Origin of the sequence: Thermospira aquatica (assembly GCF_023525255.1) — a bacterium.
GTDB classification, from domain to species: Bacteria; Spirochaetota; Brevinematia; order Brevinematales; family Thermospiraceae; genus Thermospira; species Thermospira aquatica.
In genome coordinates this window covers 674,683-697,205 of the sequence record NZ_CP073355.1, presented here as the reverse complement: position 1 = coordinate 697,205, position 22,523 = coordinate 674,683, and the positions used below count along the sequence as shown (strand labels likewise).

Here is a 22,523-nt window from a genome sequence, read left to right as displayed (position 1 = left end):
GCTACTGTCCTTTCATACCCAATACTTGTACCATCTTTTGAGCAGCATACTCCCAGGTAAATATCTCCCGATATTCCCCACGAAGGAGAAGTCTTGCTGGATTCCCCGAAAGAATAAAGAAAATGTCATCAGCAACTCTCTCTGAATCTTCTGAGAAATCACAAAAGAAAAGGTTTTCAAAAAACCTCCCAAGCTCCCGAAAAACAGGGATATCATTCACAATCACAGGGCATTTCTCCTCGGCTTCAAGAAGAGGAAGCCCAAATCCCTCATACAGGGAAGGAAAGAGAAACGCTTCACACGATTTGAATAAGTCCACGATCGTCTCATCGGACACATACCCCGTAAACACAATATCCTGCCGGTACGGATGACGATCTACCGCGTTCTGGAGCGCCGTTTTTTTCCATCCTCTTCCCCCGGTGATCACAAGCTTCAGATCAGGACGTTTTTCTTTGATAAAGCGAAAAGCCTCAAGAACAGAGAGGATGTTTTTCCTTGGTTCTAAAGAACCCAGCAAAAAAAGATAAGGAGTATACTGCTGGGAAAAAGTGACACTGGTTTCATCGGGCAGAGACTTCCCCTCATAGATTACCGACACCTTTGACGAGGGAACAAACGGATGATGCTCAAGCAGATCGCGTTTTGTTGTTTCTGAAACGGCAACAATACTGTCTGCTACAGCCAGGGTCCTTTTTACAACAAGCAAAGAAACAAGACGGTTGTACCATGACATGGTTTCCGGGTAGAACGCATACACAAGATCATGCCACGTCACCACATAAAAGCACCCCCGGGGCTTTGTGAAAGGCAGGGCATGTTGCGTTCCCCAGAAAATCTCGATTCCATACCGCTGGATAAGCCCTGGTATACGCAAAAGATACCACAGGGTTCCAGGCAGATACTTCCATTTTTTATCTTCAACGATGGTCACCTTCCCTCTGACCTGTTCGTCAAGGACGACATTTCTGTTTGAAAAAAGCACCAATTCCACCTCTCCCCGCTGAGAAAGTGCATTCACCATCTCCTCAACATACCGTCCTATCCCTGCCTTTTTTTCCCGGAGAGGGCGGGCATCGACCCCGATCCTTAACGCTTTTCCCATCTTTGCTCCCTTTTTGCAAGCTTCTTAAACCAGAGGTAGCTTAATCCCCACGTAAGAACGAAAACGCCCACCACCAAAACCGTAAAAAGGTTTCGGTAATGAATGGCCTGAAGTTTCCAATACATCGGAGAAAATTCCCAAAAAACACGAAAAACTCTCTCATCCTTCCTTAAAAAGCGTACGGGAAAAATCTCCACAGGCGTCTCTATCACTCCTAGGCTGGTATCCCACCGAATATTCGTTATAGCACTGGAAAAAAGCATATTGGTCTGCTCACTCTGGTTTGCCGGAAGATCAACAAAAGTGCACGACAGTTCAACAAGATAGTAGCGTATTCTATGCTCTTCAAGATTAGAAGGAAGAAAAGGAAAAACATCCTCCAGTACCAATCGGTGAAAGCGCACTTTTTCACCGGGAGTTTTTCTTTTCTTGTTCAGATAAAAATGCGTAAGATCCGAGAGAGGATACTTCTGAGCCCACGTGGCAAAAATCTCATCCTTCTCGAGTAAAGCATTCATCGCCCGGTAAAAGTTTTCGGGACTATCGAGATAGTGAGGATCGATTTCTCGAAGATATGTATCCCCTTCTTCAACTCTTTCACGGAAGTATTTTTCTTGAAGATGAAAACTATCTTTCCACCCGGAATAAACCTGTGAAATCTCCTCTTTTGTGAAAAAAGTCTTTGAAAGAGAATACGAATCTTTGAAAGAAAATGTGGTTGTATTACTTACAACAGGAACACCCGAAGGAATAATATCCTTAATGATTACCTCATGTACTACATAAAAAATTTTCGCCTGTATGGGTTCTATCCCTTTCGCAAATCTCCACTGGAAGTCCCCCCCATAGACCTTTACCCGTATCGGTTGAAAGACATACCCCGTGACAAAAAGAGACGCTACCACTACGGCTAAAAGAAACGAGGAGAACCACACAGGCAAAGAGAAAAGTTGAGATTCTTTTTCCTCTATCTCTTCTTTCCCCGGGGCTTCCATGGTAGCAAGAAAAGCCCCAACCATCGCCACATGATTCCACACATACACCCGGAGAATATTCTGATTGAAAAGCAAAAGAAACACCTGGAGCCCAAGACCAGCAAAAAGCCCTATCCCTATCCCTTTCTCCCATGAAGAAAGCTTGTCCCACCATCGTCTCAAAAGAACAAGCACGCTTCCCAAAAAACCTCCGAGAAGAAACATCCCCCACACTCCAAACGCAGCCATATACTCAAAAAGCACGTTCATCCCTTCAAACGCCTTGACTTCTCCCCCCTGGGGCACTATCCCCTGCTGAAGCTGAGCGATAGCCCCGGCAACCCCACCGAGTCCCACACCCCTCCACGGATGCGTAAAAAACACCTTGAGCGTATGTTGCATCCCCTCAAGCCGTTCAACAAACGACCATTTTAACACCTTCACAAAAAGATTTCGAAAAGACGAAAATCCTACCCCCAAAAGAACCACCATCACTACGGCCATTCCCACTCCTATCCAGAGATAAGGGAGAAGACGCTTGTTTTTCGTCTGAAAAAGTTTCCTTGCCCCCCATATTCCCAGACTTCCCACAAGAAATATGCTTCCCGCAAGCCACCCCATCCGAGAAGTTGTCAAGAAAAGCATCAAAGCCGCAAAAAGAAAAAAAACAGCTGTAAAAATACGCTCTTTTCCCCTCTGATGAACGATAAGGGAAACAAGAAGCGGAAAAATCGGAAGCAGATACGTCGCAAAATACGAAGGCTCATAGTTCCAGCCGTTCACTCGGTGAAGAGCATGGTAAGCCGTTATCCCGAGAGCCCCCTGGGATTTCCAGAGAAAGCTGTCACTCCAGGCAAGGGAGGGGATAACCCACTGGAGCCATCCCACTATCATCGCAGGGAGAAACGACGTCACATATACCACCACCAGTTTTGCAAAGATACCTTCTTCCCTGGATATATGGGAAAGAACAACAACCCACAAGACAAAAAGCCAGAGCCATACAGCATACCCCAGACCACGAAAGATTGCGGGACTCATAAAAGAAAAAAGCGTATGAAAAAAAGCGATCGCAACGAGCCAGCCCCACCACCATGAGAAGTGCCATTTTTTCTCCCGAAAAAGCCTCGTCCCCTCCAAAAGAACAAACGCCGCCATCAAAAACAAAACCCACCGTACGGTAAACCCTTTCACATGAAAAACCCCAAAAATATCCATCGAACCCATCGCAAAGATAAGCCAGAGAAGCACCCAGCGAAGAGAAGACATCATTTTTTGCATGCGACCCCTCCTATCCACAAAGAAACACTCACTCCCAGGGCAAGAAAAAGCCCAAGAAGAAATGACAAGAACCGTATGTTTTTGGAAGAGAAAGGCGGAAAACGAGAAAAAGAAATCTCATACCAGCGTGTGTTGGTTAAATAGCCTTTGAGAGAAGTGAGGATACGTTCCTCCTGAGAAACTGTGGGAAGCGGTTCAGCAAAACGTAACACAAACTCATAGAAAGGTTTACTCTGGCCTGGCCACCACAAGAAATCCAGTCGAGTATCAAAATCAGGAGAAATTTCTCGAAGTTTTTGGGGAAATTCTTGTGCAAAGTCATCTCTTTCAAAATCTCCACGAAAAGAAACCTTTATCTCATAGAGAGCGTACCTGATCTCCGCTATCTCAAAAAAAAGAGCAAAGAAGAAATATCCCCCCACAAAAAAGACAAAAAAAGGTAAAACCACCTTTGTCAACTCTTTGAAAGAACAGGGAAATTGTTTCATCGTTCTTATCTTCCCTTCATCCTTTCATCATCCGATACATCCCCACAATCAGGCTATTGTGGATAGCGTGAAGGAACAAGAAAAAGGGATTGGTACAATGTTCCCGGACTGTCTCCCAGTCCTCTTGAAACTGTTTTTCATACTGTCTTCCACCCTTGGAAAGACCATGAATCCGAAAAGCCGAGAGAGGTTCCACCAAAATATACGGCTTGTAATAACGAATAATTCGTAACCAGTAATCATAGTCCATGGTATAGTGCTTATCCTGGCGAAAAAGCCCGATTTCTTCAACAAGACTGCGCCTCCAGAAAGTACTTGGCTGGACTATAGGATTGGTAATATACAAGATCCACGGAAAAGGCAACCTTCGCAAAACCCTTTTGTAGAACCTTACCCCGCGTTGAATTTCTTTTCCCTCTTCGTCAACTATCAAAGCGTCTCCCGTGACCCACATTACCCCAGGATGAGTTGCAAAAACCTCCCGCACTTTGTTAAAAACACCAGGCATATAAAAATCATCCGAGTTGATATAGGCAACAATATCTCCCGTGACACGAGAGAGCCCTTTGTTAATGGCATCGGTCTGTCCTTTATCCTTTTCAGAAACCCACTGAATTTTTTGCCCATAACTTTTTAAGATCTCGACCGTCTCATCGGTAGACCCCCCATCAGCCACAAAAACCTCAATATCCCCCTCCTGAGCAAGAATGCTGTCTATCGTCTGACGAATGAATCGTCCCTGATTGTATGAAGGAATAACCACAGAAATCTTCATTTTTTTGTCTCCTGCTTATGCTCTTTTCTGAGTTTCTCCAGCTCCATCTTTGTGAGACCAAGCTCCTGCGTAAGCTCAATTATTCGTGACGTAAGTTTGGAAATCACCACAGAATACTGAACAAGAATAAGAACAATAGCCCCGATGAGCACAAGAAGAAGAAATGTCGGAGGATAATAAATCCCTACAAGTGAGGAGAGAAAGTGCAATGCCTCACGCCACAAAGAAAGAATCAAAAGCACAAACCCAAAAAAAAGCCACAACAGAGCATACTCTTCGCGAATCTTCTTTTTAAAAACTAACGGAAAAATAACAAACAAATACAGTAAACTTCCCGCAATGGCTACCAATTGAACCCTTGTCATACCCTCACCTCACCCGATACCGAAGCGCTACAAGAAAGATAGAAACAAGTACCTTTATCATATAATACGCGGATCTCCAGCCAAAGATAGAAGAGTGTCCCCCCTGCCTTTCTCGCATCTTTACCTGCACCTCTCCAATCTTAAAACGATTCCTTCCAAGAAGAATCACCGCTTCAGGTTCAGGGTAGTCGACGGGATAGTTCTCCGCCAAAAAGAGGATAGCCTCACGGTTAAAGGCACGAAAACCCGAGGTATTATCGGTGACCCGTTGTCTGATCAAAAGAGAATTTATCCATTCAAAGATTTTTATTCCTATCCTGCGCCCCATGGTCGAACGAAAAGTATCCACATCGGGACTGAGAAAACGGGACCCAATAACCATATCGGCCTGGAGTTCTTCCATACGTTTCAAAAGCAAAGGGATCTCTTCTGCAAGATGCTGCCCATCCCCATCAAACTGGATCGCTATATCATATCCATACCGGGCAGCGTATTTGAAGCCTGTTTGAACAGCCCCTCCAATCCCGAGATTCACCGGCAGATTCACCACGGTCACCCCCTCATACTGAGAAGCTACAGCCGAGGTATTATCCCGGGAACCATCGTTCACAACCAGAATATCCCCTTCCGGAAAATACTTCAAAAGATCCTCTATCACCTTGCCAATCGCCTTTTCTTCATTATAGGCAGGGATAATCACCAGGATCTTTTTTCTCATCGTTCCTCCCGCGCAACAATGGCATCATAATGCTCCACAAGCCACGCATACGTTTTTTCTAGCCCCTCGCGAAGAGAGGTTTTGGGCTTCCATCCAAGGGAAGTAAGCCGACTCACATCGAGGAGTTTTCGCGGGGTTCCGTCCGGTTTCGACGTATCATACACCACTTTTCCAGAAAAACCACTTATCTCCCGTATCATCTCCACAAGCTCACGGATTTCCACATCTTCGCCAACGCCCACATTGATATGACTCTCATCACTGTAATGATTCATCAAAAAAATGAGGGCATCAGCCAGATCGTCAATATAGAGAAACTCCCGACGGGGTTTCCCTGTTCCCCATACCACCACCTCAGCTTTCTGTTCCCGCACTGCTTCATAGAATTTCCGCAAAAGAGCGGGAATCACATGGGAGTGCGCAAGGTGGAAATTATCCCCCGGTCCATAGAGGTTGGTTGGCATAGCGGAGATAAAATCAACACCATACTGTTTACGATAAAAACGAGCCATCTCCAGACCAGCAATTTTTGCAATCGCATACGCCTCATTCGTAGGCTCAAGAGAAGAGGTCAGAAGATATTCCTCCTTGATAGGTTGAGGACAGAGTTTTGGATAGATACAGGAACTCCCTAAAAAGAGAAGCTTTTTTACCCCATGGAGATACGCGGCATGAATCACATTCATCGCTATCGCGAGATTCTGATAGATAAAGTCAGCGGGATAGGTCGCATTGGCGAGAATCCCTCCCACCTTTGCCGCCGATAAAAAAACGTACTCAGGCTTCTCACTCTGGAAAAAAGCTTCCACCTCCGACTGTCTCGTGAGATCCAGCTCCTGATGCGTTCGCGTAATGATATTGGTATATCCCTGCTGTTGCAAAGCCCTGAGAAGAGCCCCTCCCACCAGCCCACGATGTCCGGCAACATAGATTTTCGCGTTTTTTTCCATAGTTACTCCTGGAAACGATAGGTCTTGTACCCTTCGGTTTTCAGGAGATGGTCTCTTTTTGCCTCCTCCATATCAGAAGCAATCATCTCTTTGACAAGATCCTGAAGGGTGTGTTTGGGCTTCCATCCAAGTTTTTCTCTGGCTTTGGTGGCATCCCCAAGCAGGAGATCCACCTCAGTAGGCCGAAAATATCGTGGGTCTACCTCAACCAACACCTCGCCTGTCTCGGCATGATACCCCTTTTCATCCACCCCCTCGCCCTTCCAGCGAATGGGGATACCTACCTCGGCAAAAGCCATGGTGACGAACTCTCGAATCTCATGGGTTTCCCCTGTTGCCAGGACATAATCATCGGGCTGATCCTGCTGAAGGATAAGCCACATCCCCTCCACATAATCCCTGGCATGTCCCCAGTCTCTTTTTGCATTGAGATTCCCGAGGTAAAGTTTTTTCTGCAGTCCCAGCTTGATACGACACACTGCCCGGGTAATCTTACGGGTCACAAAGGTTTCCCCCCGCAAGGGGCTCTCATGATTAAAGAGGATCCCGTTACACCCATAGATCCCATACGCCTCTCGATAGTTCACGGTAATCCAGTAGCCATAAAGCTTGGCCACCGCATAGGGGCTCCGGGGATAAAAAGGTGTTTTCTCATTCTGAGGAACAGCCTGAACCTTTCCATACAACTCAGAGGTTGATGCCTGATAGAAACGGTTTTTTTTCTCCAGCTTGAGGATACGGATAGCCTCAAGGATCCGAAGAGTCCCCAAAGCATCCGCATTGGCGGTATACTCCGGCGTCTCAAAGGAAACCTGAACATGCGACTGAGCTGCCAGATTGTAGATCTCATCAGGTTGAACATCCTGAATAATACGAATCAAATTGGTTGAATCCGTCATATCCCCATAATGCAGGATAAAGTTTCTCTTCTCTTCATGCGGATCCTGATAAAGATGATCAATACGGTGTGTATTAAACAGAGAGCTTCGCCTTTTGATACCATGGACTTCATACCCCTTGCTGAGGAGAAACTCTGCCAGATATGCCCCATCCTGTCCGGTGATACCGGTAATAAGTGCTCGTTTCATCTCTATAACCCCTTCTTATAACTATAAGTAGTTTAAGGTTTTTTTCAAAGAAATTCAACTTTTTTCAGGAAAAACTGTCTTCAGATAAAGGACGAATCTTCTCATCTTTCAAAAAACCCTGCAGAACCAGGGCACCAAAAAGCACAGAGAGCGTTTCCAGAAAAAGACTCATCCTGTACGCAGAATCTCCAATGTTCCAATCCCTAAAAGTCTGAATAAACACGTAGGTCCCCGCAAAGATAACCCCAAGATTCCACAAAAACAGTCCTCCCACAAGCCACAACGCCACCTTTTGTCGAAGTCTCTGATGATTAACCATAAATCCAAACATCATCACCCACAAAAGCATATACACCCATCTACTCATCACCACCGTTCCCCACACAAAAGAAACAGCCACCGGCAAATAGCGTTTGATACGCGAAGGGGTTACATACTGAAGATAAGAAAAAATTCCACCAATAGCAGAAACCACACGAGAGAACACGACATCACGAGTAGAAAAAGAGGATTTTTCCCCCGGCTGCAAAGAAACATCTCCAGTCAAAACCACCTTTTCCTCTCCAACAAGAGCTTTCCATCGAGAAAGAGATGTCTCCCATATCACTTTTGGAAAAAGAAGCGCCCCACAAATCAGAACAAATACCACCATCCTATGCCAGAGAGATTTCGTCTTTACAATGAAAATCCCTGCAAAATAGGCAACAACAAGAGAGAGATACCAGGGTTCAGCATGCCTGCACCACAAATTTGCCGCCCCGAAGAAGGCAGAAAGCCACAAAAATCCATAATCTTTTTCCTCCCACCAGCGATACGCCATGAGAAACGCCAGGGTAAGAAAAACGGTTGGAGCAAGATTGTTGTAACCCATGGCCGCGTGACTATACAGAGAGCCAGCTAAAACAGAGGAAACCACAACCCACTTTAACCATCGGGGATCCCTTTGAGCAAAATAGCCAAAAAGCCCGATCACAAAAGCCATATACATAAAACCATGCATAAACAGTGGCGTAGAAAAACCCAAAAGATAGGCCCATGTATGCATAAGATGAACATAAAACGGGTACATTGCAAAATATCCGTAGACGAGGGTGCTTTTCATGTTCCCTTCCTGAGCAAAAGCATATCCATAAAAATCATACAAAACAACCGAATCCCAGGCATTAATAGGGTAGAGAAAACCTTTCAAAATCGGAATAAAAAGAAAGAAAAGAACAAGAATTCCCGCAACTACTTCCCACCAGGTGAACATAAACTCTCCACCACTAGGCTGGAGGATGGAGACAATGTTTTCTTTTTTCACCAGAATTTTCCACAAAAAAACCACGCTTAAAAAAAGAAAAAAAGTCCCATGCAGTATCCAGCCAGAAAGTAAGGTGTAGGGGATCTTTCCGTAGAGGTTTAAGGCGAAGAAAGAAAACGTAAACAAAGAACTGTAAAGTAAAAACCCAAAAAACACCCTTTCCAGAATACCCATGCTCTTCTTAAGCAAGGAAAGTAACAAAAAACCATTAATAAAGAAAATCAAAATTCCCCCTATCATGACAAACATCTTCATAACTTTTCCTCCAGTTCAATAATAGCCCAGACATTGGTATTCATCACCCTTTCTGGATAATAATTTCCTCCCTGAAAAGAAATTTTTTTTGTCTCCCTATCGTAGAGCCATACCCCCCTGGCTTTTACAGAGAAAAGTGGCCATACCTTGGAGGGGTCATAGTAGTCCATACCTTTTTTCAAAACCCCCACATAGCGAATACCAGTTTTTTTACAATAGGAGAGAAATGCTGCTTCATCCGAAATATCCTTTGGCAAAATATGAGCCGTTCTTGGATAAACAAATCGCCTCCAGAGACTTTTGTTCCCGTACATTGCCGTTAGACCGATAAATCCAAACCCTTCATTTTCAGCAACCACGGCACGCACAAATTCCATATAGGGATAAAGTGTCCCATAGTAGCTGTATGCCAATTCCCATCGTGCTCGCTGCGAAAGCCCAAGACCTCTCCATGCCCAATCTCCATCAAAAACAAGATATCGTACCCCATAGCGAAAAGAAAATGCATTACTCCCCAGAAGAAAGAGAGAAAGAGCTATCCCGGCAAATATCCTCTGGAAAACTGAAAACCCACCATGTTTCATCTTCTGGTAGAGCCATCCAAGAATCACAAGGGCTATTCCCCCATCCAGAAGAGATGCAGCGTACATGAGTCCCATCGCCCACCACATCCTCGGAGAAGCAAAAAATATCCTGAATAAGGCATCACTACAAAAGAGGAAAACTCCCACTATAAGCACAAAAATTTTATCCCCATCCCTTCTGGCAAGAAGAAAAAACAGAATAACAAGTACTATATCAAGCAAAACACGAAAAAGATTCACCATCTGCTTGAGAAACTTTTCTCTCCCTTCTGCAGGCACAAATATCTTTTCCCCGAAAGATTCAAAAGATACTGGCATGAGTTTGAAGGCTTGTGGAAACAGCCCGTATTTTTTCCCGAAAAAGAGCCTCACGTGCTGATTTTCAGCAAATCCACCAATAAAAAATCCCTCCCCCTTTTCCCCGGAAAACCAGTTAAAAAGGGCTTCATACCTATAGCCTTTTTTTGTTTTATGAACAGCTGGTGGGAGTTCGAGAGTTTCTCCTTCCCTCACCTGATAGATGATCTGAAGAGAAGGAAGCGCTTCCTCGCTTTCGATAATAAGAGAGTTGAGAAGTGGTCTTTGAGGAAGAATGATCAAAAAAAGTCTCACCGACACAAAATAAAAACCTACAAGGAGAAAAAAAACCAGAGAAGCCCTGCTCAAGCCCTTCCATGGCACAAGGGATTCATGCAAGAATGGCTGAAAAGAATTTTTTAAAAAAGAAAAAACACCTCTCAAAGGTTTAGAAAAAAGACTCATAGCTTTTCTCCTTATATTTCAATCTATTTTATAGACCTACCAAAAAGATAATACCAGCTCTTCTTGACCACTCCATTCCAGAAAGCAGAGAGTTTATACTTCCACGGACAGGAGAGTATGATAAACATGGTCAAATAAAAAGGATTGATGGAAGATTTTTTAGAAAAAACCTTTTTCATATCCTTAACTTCATGATAACCTGTAGTAGCTTCATTGACCCACAAAAAAACATCTGACGTCGTTTTAAGTGACAATCCTTTTCTCTTTGCCCTGATCGTAAACTCATAATCAGAAAGGTAATGAGGAAGCAATATCGGGTGAAACCCTCCTATTTTTATAAAATCCTTTACCCTAAAAAACAATCCTCTCGTGGCCAGACAATCAATCTCCTCATCTTCTCCTGCATTTCTAAAAGAGAAATTTTTCCAATCCACTTTGGTCCCTGTATCGATGAACTCCCCTGTTTGCATACTTTTCCCCTGCGCAAGGAGCAAGGTATCCGGATGATGATCCAAATATAAAAGAGCTCTCTCAAGAAAATCATTATTAAAAGAAACATCATCATTCACCATCAATACAAAATCATCACCATTGTGAACATTTCGTTTTATCCACTTATACCCCTGATGAAGGGCTCCACCCCACCACCAATTTCCCTTTCCTCGAATGATAACCGCGTCTGGAAGATACGAAAGCACCATCTCACTTGTACCATCCGTTGAACCATCATCAATAAGAAGCAAAACAAAATTCTTAAAGGTTTGATGAAGAAGATTTTTAATAAATTCTTCTGTTATCTTTTTTCGATTATGGACAGGGAGAAGAATATATACCTTTCTCTCTTTCCAGACGTTTTTCCCTTCTAAAGACTTCTCCATCATTTAAAAAACCTCCACCATAATCTCTTCACGATGAGAGAGAGAGGCATATTCAATAGCAATCTCAGATAAATCCAGCGAAGAAACTGCGTCACCCTTTTTCTTGCCAGGGGATGCTCCTCTATCACCTCGTGTTTTACCACCTCAAGAGAAAGCGGTAATTCTCTATGATGAAAAACCTTTCCTACACCAAAAGTATGCGTGCCACTTTCATCAAACCCAATATTTTGCACCAGAGATTGCCTCGGATAGAGGAAAAACATATCATGCAAAAAAACGGTTGCATACCACTGGATATCCCATGTGGATATTTTACCTTCTTTTTGATGAACTAACATCCGCGAATAATAGGGGAAAAACGACCCCCAATCAAACCTTTTTTTATCTTTTCTTTTCATTAACTCGGCATACAGAGAGCCTGCATCAGGATGGTAAAGCTCCCACGCCCTTTTCCATGTTCCCCATCCCCAACAGTCCATCTTTCTTAAAAAAAAGGTTTTAGGGAGATCCTGCCACTTCTTGATGGGATACATATACCCAGCTATACCAGCAACCTTTTCACTATTCTCATAGAGCTGGAGCGCTTCATTCATATAACGAAGAAACCCGGGCGATACTACTATATCATCCTCTATCACGATAACTTTACTATATTTATTAACTACATTAGTAACCCCATCAATGATATTTTTTGCAAGTCCCCAATTTGTTTCTCTCTCCACAATGTTGATGCTTTTAAACCCACGAATACTTCGCAGGTATTCCCGGAGTTTTTGCACCTCTTCCTCTGCTCCAGCCTTAGGCCCATCACTGTAAATAAATAAATCCGTCTCCTTAGCTTCAGGATTTCGAAGAAGTGCCTCCACTACCTGTTGGGTGTGCCAGAGTCGCTTGTACACAAAGAGAACGATAGGTGCTAATGCCATTGTGACCTCCCTCTTTATTTCCTTAAACCTTCCCGAGAATCTCTTCATAAACTTTTTTGGTGTATTGTGCTGTTTTTTCCCACGAAAAGAGTTTGAGTCGTTCTTTGCCCTTATTGATAAGTTGTTGCCGAAGGGCAGGTGAACCAAGAACCTTTTCCACACTCTCTCTCATGGACTCCTCACTATACGGGTCAAAGTAATATGCTGCCTCTCCTGCTACCTCTGGAAAAGAGCTACATAAACTGCAGCACACAGGACATTCACTGGCAAAAGCCTCTAGAAGAGGAAACCCAAACCCTTCATAGAGGGAAGGAAAAACAAAAACCGCAGCATTTTTGTATAAAAAAGCCAATTCCTCATCTGAAACATCATACCTTACCACGGCTTTTTCAAGCCCCAATTCACTAAAAAGTTGCTCTTCATCTTTTTCAAAACTGCCACCACCAACACACACCAACCCATCAATGAGATCTTTTTTTATCAGGGGAGCTAAAGCCTTGACCATCCGTTCAAAGTTTTTGTATCCCCTTCTCACTCCCACGAATAGAACGTATCTTTGAAAAACTGGCTTGGTAAAATGAGCTCTTTCCATTATTTCCGGAGAAAAAGAAATCCCATGATGGATGACAACTATTTTTTCTTCTTTTATCCCGTAGAGTTCCACAATATCTTTCTTGGTATTTTCTGAAACGGCTATAATTTTGTCAGCCCTGTGAGCAAAGATCCTCTTCCACTCTCTGGTGACTACCAACCCCCTAAAATCCCCTGGAAATCTCTCCGGGATCATGTCGTGAATGGTTACAACAAGAGGCTTCCCCCAATCATGAAAATAAGGAAAATAGTAGGTGGGATGAAATACATCATACGTATGTTTTTTTCTCTCTCGAAGAGTATACAAGCTATTGATAGCAAACTGAAATATCCCGACAAATTTTTTCCCCCTTGCCGGATATTCCCTGTATTTTTCTGGAAAAAGAGAACGCATATACACATTCGAGGTCACGGCAAGAGGTAGCTCAAAATCCATATCAGACATGTGAGAAAAATGCCTCATGAGCTCATAAAAATACCTCGATATTCCACCAAACCTCTGAAGCGAAAATACCTGATGATCAAAAAGTACTGTCATTTCTGCCACCTACCAGGAACAAGAACATCAGCAACATACTACCCATGTAAAATCCTTTTATACAATTCTACATATTTCTGTGCTACTACCTCACTGTCAAACTCCCGTACCACCTTTTCTCGTGCGTTCTGGCAGAGTTTCTCATACTCAGGGTGGTGTATCACCCATGCTATGCCTTTTGCCAGGTCAGAAGGATCAAAAGGAATTGCTCTATACCCATCTAGCTGGTGGGTTACAATATCTTTTGGACCCGTAGCATCAAAACAAACCACAGGCGTTCCGCAGGACATCGCTTCCGTCAATGTTTTTCCAAAAGCCTCCATCATACTTGGTGCCACGAAAACATCAGCGCTACTATAAACAAGCCTTAAAGAGATGTTATCATGAAGATACCCGAAACTCTTGTACTCAAATCCTAAGTCGGTGATTAACTTTTCCTCTAAAATACCAAAAAAACACAAAAAATATTTGTTTTTTTCTAACATCTTGAGGGCATCAAAATATCTTCCAAATCCCTTATAAAAATCATTCACATTCGTCGCACCAACGAGTATAATTTTTTTTCTTGTTTTGATTCCTAAAATCTCTCTTGCAACCTTTTTTTCTATGGGGAAAAATTCTTTTGTATCAATAGCATTAGGTATGGTGTGTATCTCAAAGTTACGAAATACATCACTCTCTTTTGCTTTTTCACTGAGCCAACTGCTGATACCAACCACCTTCATATCTTTAGGAAGATACTTTTTCTTACGATAGAGTACCAATCTTGATAAATCATACTTTTTATTACTTTGTAATTGCACACAAAAACCACAACCTCTCTTGTAGTTTTCACATTCCATAGAGTAGTGGCACCCTCCTGTAAACGGCCACATATCTCTCATGGTCCATACTATTGGTTTATTGATTTTTGAAAGATGCTTTATATTCACAAAACCAGCATTTATCCAATGCAAATGGATAATATCAGCTTCTCTATATTCTCTTGTCTTAGTAAAATCAATCCCGAAGAGCCCCGTACTAAAAATGACTTTCTTTCGTTTCGGATACAAAAGCACAATCAGATTATCAAACTCCCCGCGCATTAAGTTAAAAGCTTTATCTATTTTGGACTTTAGGATGGTGGTTACTGAATTATCTTCAAAGGTGTTAATACCATTTGTTAAAATCTTACTCTCCACACCTATTTTTCTTAAACCACAATGAAGCCAATAAGCACCACGAGCTGCCCCACCGTTTAAGTTCCCTGCTACTATATGTAAGATTTTCATATACAAAACTTTTCCAAATAAGACTAGATTCTCTTTTTTTGGTATTTTTTTGCTGCAACTTTTGGCCCTTTACTGTAAATCAGTAAATCACTCTCTTTAGCCTCAGGATTTCGAAGAAGCGCCTCCACCACCTGCTGCGTATGCCAGAGTCGCTTATACACAAAAAGAACTATAGGGGCATAAGCCACAAAAAACCTCCAATTTTCCTTATAAATCTATCATAGTATAAAGAAAAAAGATTAAAAAATCAAACAATAAACCACCTCTCATTACCCAACAATCTTCATAATTCTTATTGTTTATTTCCATATCAAAAAAGATAGCCTTTGTGAAGTTGGGAAAAAGTTTTAGGGGGAAAATATAACTGCCTATTCTTTTCTAGCAACCACAAAATACCCCGGTGCTTCCAGAATAGGTTGTCTATCCAGCTTATCCATCAAAGGAGCTACCACTTGAAGAAGTGTCCATATGGGTATAAGTAAAAGCTTTAAAAAAACACCTATAAATCTTATTCTGGTAAATCGCAGCGTAAAGTAGTTAAACTTCAAAAATAAAGTAGTAAAAAAAACTCCTGTAGGTTCTATAGAAAGTATTTTAAATCCAGCTTTTTCAAAGAGATATCTGAGCCCATAAGGCGTATATCGAAAATAATCATAAGGGGCTTCATGGATCCACCATTGCCAAGGGACCTGCAATACCATATACTCCCCTTTTTTGAGTATTCTGTAGCTTTCGTTAAGAAAAACTTGAGGCTCACATAAATGTTCCATCACGGAGAGAGAGATAATAGTATCTGCATATTCGTCCGGTAGATTTATTTTTTTATTGAGATCTGATTCAATATCTGCCGCTGAGTTATGCAGTGTTTTTGACCAGTCAACACCTATGTATTTATCTGCATACTGCAAGAAGTAGGCTTTATATGGGGCTTCCCCACATCCCAGATCAACAAGGATACCTTTATAAAGCTTGGAATACTTTTCTAAGAATTTGTCCCCGATATTGTAAACCAACCAGTTATAGGGTTGTCTATTGCTATGATATTGACTTGGTTTCATTATAATATCCCTTTATTGTTTGTATTACTTTTGCGGTTTCTTGCTTAGTCATCCCATAATACATGGGCAATCTTATCAATCGTTCGCTTTCTTTTGTGGTGTATCTATCTTCTCCAAAAAACCTCCCATATCTTTTCCCTCCAGGTGCAGAGTGTAGTGGGACATAATGAAATACTGCCCAGATACCATATTTTTTTAAATGTTCTAACAGAGCAGTCCTTTCCTCAAGGTTTTTTACTTTCATGTAAAACATGTGAGCATTGTGTTTGCATCCTTTTGGTATTTTAGGAAGCTCCACGTATCCACTCGTTTCTATTTCTTTTAGTCCATCGTAATAACTTTCCCAGGTATTCAGTCTATCTTTGAGTATATCTTCTGCCATTTCGAGATTTCCCCACAAATAAGCTGCACTGATCTCATTCATAAGATAACTGCTCCCTATATCAACCCATGTATACTTATCTACCATGCCACGGAAAAATTGACTCCTATTAGTTCCTTTTTCACGTATGATTTCGGCTCTCTCAACAAATCGCTCATCATTGATAATTAAAAGTCCACCTTCTCCTCCACTTGTATAGTTTTTTGTTTCATGAAAGCTATATGCCCCCAGATGACCAATTGTCCCCAGTGGCTTGCCTTTATAGCTACTCATCATACCTTGAGCCGCGTCTTCAATAACATACAGATTATAACGATTTGCAATATCTACAATAGTATCCATCTCGCATGATACACCTGCATAATGCACGACAACAATGGCCTTTGTTTTTTTTGTAATAGCCTGCTCTATTAAAGTCTCATCAATATTCATCGTATCGGGACGGATATCAACAAAAACGATGCTGGCACCCCGCAAAGCAAAAGCATTCGCAGTAGAGACAAAAGTATAAGAGGGCATAATAACCTCATCACCGGGTTGTATATCAATAAGCATAGCGCACATTTCCAGCGCATGGGTACAGGATGGGGTAAGTAATGCTCTCTTACAATTCAGTTTTTCTTCAAACCATCTTTCACATTTTCTGCCAAATTCTCCATCGCCTGATATTTTATCGCTTTTCATTGCTTGAATGACATATTTATCTTCGTTACCGGTGTAGGGAGGTTTGTTAAAGGGAATTTTATATTTTATCATTTAAATCTGCTCCTCATGTTTACTCTTATAAGATTTCCGACCAAATCTCTAATTTCAATTAATTTTATTAAACCCTTCCCACAAATTACTACTGGTTTATCATCAGCAATAAATATAACTTTCCCAATATGTCTTTCCCTGTGTTCTACAACTACATCCTCTACGACTTCCGCTTCGATAATTTTCACTACTTGATTATTAAGATAAGCCTTTGCATTGTCATAGGGAAAACCAGTCGCATCAACGAATCTTTTAATTTTATTTGAAACCCACGACCAGTCTATAAAATAGTCTTCTTCATCCAACCACATGCTATACGTAGCGTCTGCATCGTATTGCTTTACAGTCTTTATTTCTTCTTCATTACATATTTTTTGATAAATTTTCTCTACTAAATCAAAATAAAGGGGTTCAATTAACCTTATAGCCTCAATTATTTTTATTGGATAATTTATTATTGTATCTACCTGCATGATTATATCCCCTTTATCATAATCTTTGGCTGCATAAATCGCTGATACACCTATTCTAGTTTCTCCATTTATTAAACAGTTGACTAACGGAGCAAAACCTCTATATCTGGGTAATAATGAATCATGCAACACAATAAGATTTTTTTCATTTTTAATAAGCCACTTCCACCCTATTGCAAACTTATATCCTTTAAAATTCATCTCAAGCAATTCGATTTTTTCTTTTTCAGTTCTATGGAAAAAAGGTATTCCTTCACTAACCGCTAATGCTTCAATTTCTTTATAGAAATCTTTTTGGAGTTTATGGTCTTCACTACTTATTATATATTCTATATTTCCACTACCAAATTTTTTTATAAAATGATTTAATACATAAAAACCTTTTGACCCCATTAAATAAAAAGCTACCTTATGCATAAACTACTCCTCCTCAAACAACTTTTTTAATTGTTTCAAATAATTTGCCTCTGAAAAATACTCCTCTATCCTTTTTCTGTTTTTGGAACCCAAATTTTTGTCAATCGTCTCAAGTCTAATATTTTCCACATCAAAAACCTTAACCCCAATCTTTTCGAATAGTTCCCATGGTGTAGTATCCTTTCTCATATAAACCTTTTTCCCCATACCGAGAAGAGTAATAATAGTTCCCATTGCCTGCTGTCGATTATGGGCAAAAATAGCTATATCTATCGAACTCAAGAACTCAATGTATTTTTCAAAAGCCATAAAGTCGGTAAGTGGTACAAATTTATCTCCAAATAAACGCTTACCATATGCTATTACTTCCTTGGCATAATTTTCATCTCCATAAGATAGCGGTGCAAAAATTTGAATATTTTCATTTTTGTACTTTTCAAGTTTATTGAATATCTCTCTATGATTGTTTGTATCTGTTGCCGAATTTCCTACTAAGATATTTAGAGTAGTGTGTTTCTTCGATTTAACATCATACTCTTTATAAAGATTACTGGGATACATGAAACACTCATGATATTCACCCTTTGCTCTATACCATTTTTGAGTTAGCTCATAATCGCCTTTGACATATGTGATGAAATGTCCCATTTTTTTTATCACTTTCTTCTTTATCCAGCTTTGCTGTTCGGGAAAGTAAAAATCTCCACCCCACATAACCCAGTAGCACTTTTTTAAAAGCCATGGTTGTATAAATAAGAGTTGGTTTATTCTTTCAACCCACAAACCATGAAGTATGATTTTTTTTGCTTCATACATATAGCGAAGGAGTCGAAAAACCTTAGTTTTTTTGTCTATCCACTCTACAGGATGATTTATGGTAAGACCATATTTATACTCTGGTTTACCTATAAAAATAAATCGATGCTTTGTTATGTCAAAGTGCTTACTTACAAAATCTATAAATGATGGCAAAAACTTATCTAAAACTATAACATGCACTATCATCCCTGTCTCCACAAAAGCCATAATTTTTTCCAGTTGAAAAGGAGAAAGAAAGACTTTAACATTATAAGAGTAATCCTTCTTGTTCTCTTATCAAAAAGGTTCACCCCTATCGCGCTGATAAACTGAGCACACACAGTAGCAAATGCTGCCCCCTTGCCTCCCCATACAGGAATAAGAAAAAAGTTGAGAACAACATTGGCTAGAGCACTGATAAGAGTTCGTGAAAAAACCAAATTTTGCATATTTTCTATGATTGTCCATTTACTTGACGTCGCTCCCCAAAAAACAATAGAAACTGCAAGTATTTGAATATTTAAAATAGATATACTTTCCATATACTCTTTCCCATATAACAGAGGAACAAAATATCGGGAAAATACGATAACCAGAAAAGCAATGCCAAGTCCTAACCCAAGCATAAAGGCATAACTAAGTTGAAGTTTATTATAATAAGACTCTTCACTTTCTTTTTTTGCCTGAATAAAAACAGGAAAAACTGAATTCATAATAACTGGTATCAAAAGATAGAAAACCTCACTCAGATTTACCGCCGCAGAATACAACCCTACCTCAGCCACACCCAGCATCTTGCGAATCATCACCTGGTCAATCCGCAGATAGATCATGACGGCTATACTCGACAACATGAGAGGGAAACAGCTTTTAAGCAGAAGTACCGCCCTTTCTCCTTCAAAACGCCAGTGTTTCACATGAAGCCCATTTTTCAGGTAAAAGAAAACCAAAAAAATCGCCCCAACTATCCCTTCAAGCACGATTACTCCCACAAACCAAACGACGGGAGCCTTCATCAGGAGAAGAAGGATTCTCAACCCCGACGCAACAAAAACCGCTATATTCTGGGCAAAGACAACATACTTTGAATTTATCTGACTCTGAAAGTAAAAATCAATCACCAGAAAAGACTGAAAGATAAACCCAATAGAGAGAAGAAAGATAAACCACGTACTCTGCGTATCATCCCTATTCACCACAAACGAAACCAGAAGAGCAAGAAGTATCCCCACACCCGAACCCATCAGTCGCATCACAAAGGCTGTCCCGAGGATGCTTTCCCTCTTCTCCGGCTCCTTTACCAGTTCCCGGACAAGTATCCCCTCCATCCCCAGGTTCACAAAAATGCTAAAAAAAGACACAAACGCTACAGCGTAGTTGATACTCCCATACCCTGTAGGTCCAAGATACCGGACCATCCACACATTCACAAAAAATGCGAGCACAAGTCTTACAAATTTATCTATAGACAACCAACCGATGTTCTCCACTATCCTGAGAAGCATGGGACGACTCGCAAGAAATCTCCCAATCACCGGAAGAGATACCAGTATCCGCTGCATACGAAACTTTTCTTACTCCTTTTTGCCGGAGAGTTGCCACATGATCCCGCTCTCACACTGACCTACCCGCTTTATTCGCCCACGACGCTCCGAAGCCTCCAGGTAAGCCAAAACCTCGGGAGAGAGAGGAGTGTTTGCCACCCACACCAGGTAGCCTCTTTCTCCACTCTGGACTACCTCTTGGACACTCTCCAGTCTCTTGAAATCTATTTTATGATAAAGCACATCAGGAAAAAAAGCAAAAAAAGCATACTCCCCATAGAGAGGCACATTTGTTTCGCCCGCCAAGACATCATACACCATGGCATTGAGATCCCGGTAGTTCCCGAGATACCTTTTCATCCGCTCTTTCTGGATGGTCTCCAGCCTCTCATACGAATACCACCCACTCCACACCCCCACGAGCACAACAAGCATCCCCAGAACAAAAAGTAAAAGCCACACCTTGCGAGAAAACACTCTCAAAAACTGCTCTATCCTCTCATTCACTCGCCCAAAAAAACGGGAAACAACCTTTGCCTTTTGAAAAACGAAATGAAGTATCGTTCCCCAACCTATACCCGCGAGAAAAAGAAAAAAAACAAGCCCAATAGAGACATTGCGAATATCATATGCTATCAAAAGCATCCAGGCAAGAAAAGCCGGTACCACCACCAACCATCCCCAGAGAAGCCAGGGCCAAAGCCCGAGAGAAAAAGCCCATCCCGCACCCACAACAAGAACTCCTCCCCTGCCACGAAAATGAGCGGTAAGGATTCCTTCAGCGGCTTTCCACCCTCGTGTAAGAGAAAATCCCCCCCTCGTGTCCGGAGATTGTTGATACGCCTCAAAGGCTCCCTGTGTCACCAGGTCCCCAACCTTCCGTTGAATATATCCCTCCCGGAAAAAACCCACACCATACCAGAGACCCGCCCACAATGCGGCAAACACCACTACAAAAAGTACCACCCCCCGCCACAGTGTCTCTTTCCACCAACCCTTCACAAACACCAAAACACCCACAATCCCCACAAAAGCCCCGAGATAGAGAAGACCATACTGTTTCGTCAGTGATGCCATCGTCGCCAGGATCCCGGCAAGAACCACCCCCTGAGGGCTTTTATCATCCAGTGCCTCGATGAGAACCACAAACGCAGAAAACGCAAAAAAAGCCGCCGGAATATCTGCAATCCCCATCGTCATCCGTGGAAAATCCTTCCACACCACAAACAACAAAAGAAGAAACATCATCCCGGCAAGTGAAGGGATATCCCGTTTTTTCCACCAGAGATCCCAACCCATCCCCAGGATACCAAAAAAGAAAAACGGCATGATACTCCGGGCAAAGAAGTAGATACGCTCCGTGGCACTCCAGAGATACGACACCGCCCAGGTTATCGGAAGCATCTGGGGATAAAAATTTGGCTGACTCCAGACAGGATCGCCCCGAAACCACCGCAGAGCCCATCCATTCCATCCAAAGAGATCGTCCCCCGCCCATGGAATACTGCCCGATTTTGCCACAAACTGATTGAGAACCCAGAGAAAAACAAGCACACCCAGTCCCGATGATACCACCCAGAGATCGTGAGTCACTGCCTCTCGAGATTCCCTCATGTCTCGCACAAGAAAAAACACCAAAGCCACTAGACCCATCCCAAAGAGTCCCACATACCATCCAGGAGCAAACATCGAAAAAGCAAACAAAGCATACGTCACCATGTAGTTTATGGCCAGACTCAACCCCGCTGCAACAATAACCTCATGCACAACCGATGCCCGATACTTGATCCAGAGCATACCCACAAATCCCGGCAAAAACAAAAGCCACCACAACCCCACAAAACTCCGTAAAAAAAACACCCTGCCCTCCAGCATGTCGTTATCAAACAAATACTTCCCTTCAGCGAGGTTATTCCCTTACAAAAATATCATGATCACCGCAAAGATGGTGAAAAACACCCCGACAAACCACATCATCATGGTATTCACATCATCAAACCGTTTTTCCGAAGCCTCAAATCTCCTGTTTTATTATACCCCCACATCACAAAAATGTCAATATCGGCATTGTACAGAAACAATCTCCGTACAATCACATTGTTTCCTCATAAGTACCAAAAAAGTTCAATGCTAGCGTGAGATAGACGGTTGCTATTACCTTTTCGCAGTCAGAAAAACGATATGGCTATTACCCTATCGCAGCAAAAACACCTCCCACCCGCTCACCGAGTAGCGAAGCGTAT

At 41.9% G+C, this 22,523-nt stretch carries 21 protein-coding genes; all 21 read right to left on the bottom strand.

From position 1 onward, the window contains the following. Position 1: 1 nt before the first annotated feature. The 21 genes from KDW03_RS03360 to KDW03_RS03260 all read right to left on the bottom strand — a co-directional run bounded on the left by KDW03_RS03360 (position 2) and on the right by KDW03_RS03260 (position 22,140). Positions 2–1,105: a glycosyltransferase family 4 protein gene (locus KDW03_RS03360; protein ID WP_271435989.1), complete on the bottom strand. Its 1,104-nt coding sequence runs from the start codon at positions 1,103–1,105 to the stop codon at positions 2–4. After that, complete coding sequence (locus KDW03_RS03355) at positions 1,090–3,360, bottom strand: O-antigen ligase family protein (RefSeq protein WP_271435988.1); 2,271 nt, start codon at positions 3,358–3,360, stop codon at positions 1,090–1,092. The genes KDW03_RS03360 and KDW03_RS03355 overlap by 16 nt, the downstream gene beginning before the upstream one ends. Further along, on the bottom strand, positions 3,348–3,848 hold the full coding sequence (locus tag KDW03_RS03350; RefSeq protein WP_271435987.1) for a hypothetical protein: 501 nt from the start codon (positions 3,846–3,848) through the stop codon (positions 3,348–3,350). Before KDW03_RS03350 ends, KDW03_RS03355 begins: the two co-directional genes overlap by 13 nt. 16 nt (positions 3,849–3,864) lie before the next feature. Continuing rightward, a complete protein-coding gene (locus KDW03_RS03345; RefSeq protein ID WP_271435986.1) occupies positions 3,865–4,623 on the bottom strand; it encodes a glycosyltransferase family 2 protein in 759 nt (252 codons plus the stop codon). Further along, on the bottom strand, positions 4,620–4,988 hold the full coding sequence (locus KDW03_RS03340; protein ID WP_271435985.1) for a DUF2304 domain-containing protein: 369 nt from the start codon (positions 4,986–4,988) through the stop codon (positions 4,620–4,622). The genes KDW03_RS03345 and KDW03_RS03340 overlap by 4 nt, the downstream gene beginning before the upstream one ends. A gap of 4 nt (positions 4,989–4,992) precedes the next feature. Continuing rightward, positions 4,993–5,706 carry a glycosyltransferase family 2 protein gene (locus KDW03_RS03335; protein ID WP_271435984.1) on the bottom strand — a complete coding sequence of 238 codons (714 nt, stop codon included), beginning with the start codon at positions 5,704–5,706 and terminating at the stop codon, positions 4,993–4,995. Continuing rightward, positions 5,703–6,656, bottom strand: a complete 954-nt coding sequence (gene fcl, locus KDW03_RS03330) for a GDP-L-fucose synthase (protein ID WP_271435983.1) — start codon at positions 6,654–6,656, stop codon at positions 5,703–5,705. The genes KDW03_RS03335 and fcl overlap by 4 nt, the downstream gene beginning before the upstream one ends. A gap of 2 nt (positions 6,657–6,658) precedes the next feature. Next, the gene (gmd, locus tag KDW03_RS03325; RefSeq protein WP_271435982.1) at positions 6,659–7,744 is read right to left on the bottom strand and encodes a GDP-mannose 4,6-dehydratase; all 1,086 of its coding nucleotides are present in this window, start codon (positions 7,742–7,744) and stop codon (positions 6,659–6,661) included. Positions 7,745–7,808: 64 nt separating this feature from the next. Beyond that, a complete protein-coding gene (locus tag KDW03_RS03320) occupies positions 7,809–9,302 on the bottom strand; it encodes a hypothetical protein (RefSeq protein ID WP_271435981.1) in 1,494 nt (497 codons plus the stop codon). Continuing rightward, positions 9,299–10,648, bottom strand: coding sequence for a hypothetical protein (locus KDW03_RS03315; RefSeq protein ID WP_271435980.1), 1,350 nt, complete (start codon positions 10,646–10,648; stop codon positions 9,299–9,301). The genes KDW03_RS03320 and KDW03_RS03315 overlap by 4 nt, the downstream gene beginning before the upstream one ends. A gap of 23 nt (positions 10,649–10,671) precedes the next feature. Beyond that, complete coding sequence (locus tag KDW03_RS03310; protein ID WP_271435979.1) at positions 10,672–11,529, bottom strand: glycosyltransferase family 2 protein; 858 nt, start codon at positions 11,527–11,529, stop codon at positions 10,672–10,674. Then, positions 11,526–12,452: a glycosyltransferase gene (locus KDW03_RS03305; protein ID WP_408648340.1), complete on the bottom strand. Its 927-nt coding sequence runs from the start codon at positions 12,450–12,452 to the stop codon at positions 11,526–11,528. The genes KDW03_RS03310 and KDW03_RS03305 overlap by 4 nt, the downstream gene beginning before the upstream one ends. A 22-nt stretch (positions 12,453–12,474) precedes the next feature. Continuing rightward, entirely contained in the window at positions 12,475–13,581 is a 1,107-nt protein-coding gene (locus KDW03_RS03300; protein ID WP_271435977.1) for a glycosyltransferase family 4 protein, read from the bottom strand. A gap of 38 nt (positions 13,582–13,619) precedes the next feature. After that, positions 13,620–14,852, bottom strand: a complete 1,233-nt coding sequence (locus tag KDW03_RS03295; protein WP_271435976.1) for a glycosyltransferase family 4 protein — start codon at positions 14,850–14,852, stop codon at positions 13,620–13,622. Between the two features lie 23 nt (positions 14,853–14,875). Further along, positions 14,876–15,040, bottom strand: coding sequence for a hypothetical protein (locus KDW03_RS03290; RefSeq protein WP_271435975.1), 165 nt, complete (start codon positions 15,038–15,040; stop codon positions 14,876–14,878). Positions 15,041–15,220: 180 nt separating this feature from the next. After that, the gene (locus tag KDW03_RS03285) at positions 15,221–15,910 is read right to left on the bottom strand and encodes a class I SAM-dependent methyltransferase (protein ID WP_271435974.1); all 690 of its coding nucleotides are present in this window, start codon (positions 15,908–15,910) and stop codon (positions 15,221–15,223) included. Beyond that, positions 15,888–17,048, bottom strand: a complete 1,161-nt coding sequence (rffA, locus tag KDW03_RS03280; protein ID WP_271435973.1) for a dTDP-4-amino-4,6-dideoxygalactose transaminase — start codon at positions 17,046–17,048, stop codon at positions 15,888–15,890. Before rffA ends, KDW03_RS03285 begins: the two co-directional genes overlap by 23 nt. Beyond that, positions 17,045–17,938 carry a formyltransferase family protein gene (locus tag KDW03_RS03275; RefSeq protein WP_271435972.1) on the bottom strand — a complete coding sequence of 298 codons (894 nt, stop codon included), beginning with the start codon at positions 17,936–17,938 and terminating at the stop codon, positions 17,045–17,047. The genes rffA and KDW03_RS03275 overlap by 4 nt, the downstream gene beginning before the upstream one ends. Before the next feature lie 3 nt (positions 17,939–17,941). Next, positions 17,942–18,964: a TDP-N-acetylfucosamine:lipid II N-acetylfucosaminyltransferase gene (locus tag KDW03_RS03270; protein ID WP_271435971.1), complete on the bottom strand. Its 1,023-nt coding sequence runs from the start codon at positions 18,962–18,964 to the stop codon at positions 17,942–17,944. Continuing rightward, positions 18,940–20,298 (bottom strand): flippase, encoded by a 1,359-nt coding sequence (locus tag KDW03_RS03265; RefSeq protein WP_271435970.1) that lies wholly within the window; start codon positions 20,296–20,298, stop codon positions 18,940–18,942. Before KDW03_RS03265 ends, KDW03_RS03270 begins: the two co-directional genes overlap by 25 nt. Before the next feature lie 12 nt (positions 20,299–20,310). Next, on the bottom strand, positions 20,311–22,140 hold the full coding sequence (locus KDW03_RS03260) for a hypothetical protein (protein WP_271435969.1): 1,830 nt from the start codon (positions 22,138–22,140) through the stop codon (positions 20,311–20,313). Positions 22,141–22,523 lie beyond the last annotated feature (383 nt).